This window comes from Saccharicrinis sp. GN24d3 (assembly GCF_052400645.1).
In the GTDB taxonomy this organism is placed as follows: Bacteria; Bacteroidota; Bacteroidia; order Bacteroidales; family Marinilabiliaceae; genus Saccharicrinis.
Window position 1 is genome coordinate 1 of record NZ_JBQTGI010000071.1, and the last position, 1,637, is coordinate 1,637.

1 protein-coding gene is annotated in these 1,637 nt (G+C 36.0%); it reads left to right on the top strand.

Features of this window, described 5'->3' with window-relative positions:
• The first annotated feature begins 90 nt into the window (after positions 1-90).
• Positions 91-1,614: an IS1634 family transposase gene (locus ACT29I_RS25625; RefSeq protein WP_430937406.1), complete on the top strand. Its 1,524-nt coding sequence runs from the start codon at positions 91-93 to the stop codon at positions 1,612-1,614.
• The last annotated feature ends 23 nt before the right edge of the window (positions 1,615-1,637 follow it).

The following is a 1,637-nucleotide window of genomic DNA, read 5'->3' on the forward strand; positions in this document are numbered from 1 at the left end:
CTTGACTTCCGCACTTTTTGTGGGACACCCTCCGTATCCCTTGCTATTGCTGACTTTCTTTTTTAACTTGGGTGTCCCAAAAATATGTCAATGTTTATTCGCAAGAAACCTAATCGTTCTGGAAGCGTTTCTGTACAAGTGATACAGAAGGTTAAAGGTGTTAATAGAGTAATAAAATCAATTGGGTGCGCCACAACGCAGCAGAACATAGATAAGTTGGTTGATGTTGGATATCAGGAAATTGAAAAAATCACCGGACAAAGTAACCTTTTCTTATCGGATAAAGACTCAAATACAGAGGAAGCATTGTTAAACATCAGTAATTCTGATATAAGAACGGTCGGCCCGGAGATGGTATTTGGGAAAATTTATAACCACATTGGCTTCAATCAAATTGAGGAAGAATTATTCAGACATCTTGTAATATCAAGGTTAGCTTTCCCTTTGAGTAAGCTGAAAACCGTTGATTATATTTACCGCTATCAAGGTATCCATTTAAGCGTAGATAAGATATACCGTTTTTTGGATAAATTACATGATAAGCTGAAAGATCAAGTTGAACAGATAGCATTCACTCATACACTTAAAGTTTTGGGCGGTAACTTATCTGTTGTGTTCTATGATATGACAACATTATACTTCGAAGCAAGTGACGAAGATGACCTGAGAAAAACCGGCTTTAGCAAGGATGGGAAACATCAAAAACCTCAAATCTTTTTGGGCTTGTTAGTAGGCTTAGGAGGTTATGCTATAGGTTATGAAATTTTCGAAGGGAACACTTATGAAGGGCATACGCTTATTCCTTTTTTAGAAAAGATAAGTGCCAAGTTTAATTTGGCTAAACCAATAGTTGTTGCCGATTCAGGCTTGTTGTCAAAAGATAACTTAGCCGCTCTAGAAAGTGACGGGTATGAATATATCTTAGGAGCCAGGTTAAAAAATGAACCAGACAGTATCAAACAAAAGATACTAGGCCTGTCGTTAGGTGATGGCGAAGTATTTTGTATCAATAAGCCTGACGGCAAAAGGCTCATTATTTCATACTCAAAAAAAAGAGCAGCCAAAGATCAATACAACAGGACACGAGGATTAACAAGGTTAGAAAAGAAGGTCAAGTCAGGGAAACTCACAAAGTCAAGTCTTAACAATAGGGGATACAATAAATATCTAACCATGTTGGGTGATGTTACTATAGAAATCGATTATGAAAAATTTGAACAAGATGCCAAATGGGATGGACTAAAAGGTTATGTAACAAACACAAAGCTTAAGGAAGAAGAGGTCATTAACAACTACGGTAATTTATGGCATATAGAAAGGGCGTTCAGAATGTCAAAAACAGATTTAAGAATACGTCCAATTTACCATAGGTTAAGAAACAGAATTGAAGCACATATTTGCATTTCTTTTACTGCATATGCTATATACAAGGAACTAGAGAGAATATTGGCACTTGAAGATACGGAACTATCCATAAGAAAAGCTGCAGAGATCACTCATAATATGTATCAAATTACATATACTCTTCCAGACAGTAAACAAACGAGATCAACTCTCTTAAAAATGGACACTGAACAAGAAGAACTTTATGAAATTATCTTAAAATATTTTTAGGGTGTCCCAATGCGGAAGTCAAG

What these genes read in the sequence shown, in the direction of transcription:
- ACT29I_RS25625 (WP_430937406.1), top strand. Translation starts at nt 91, where the DNA reads ATGTTTATTCGCAAGAAACCTAATCGTTCTGGAAGCGTTTCTGTACAA.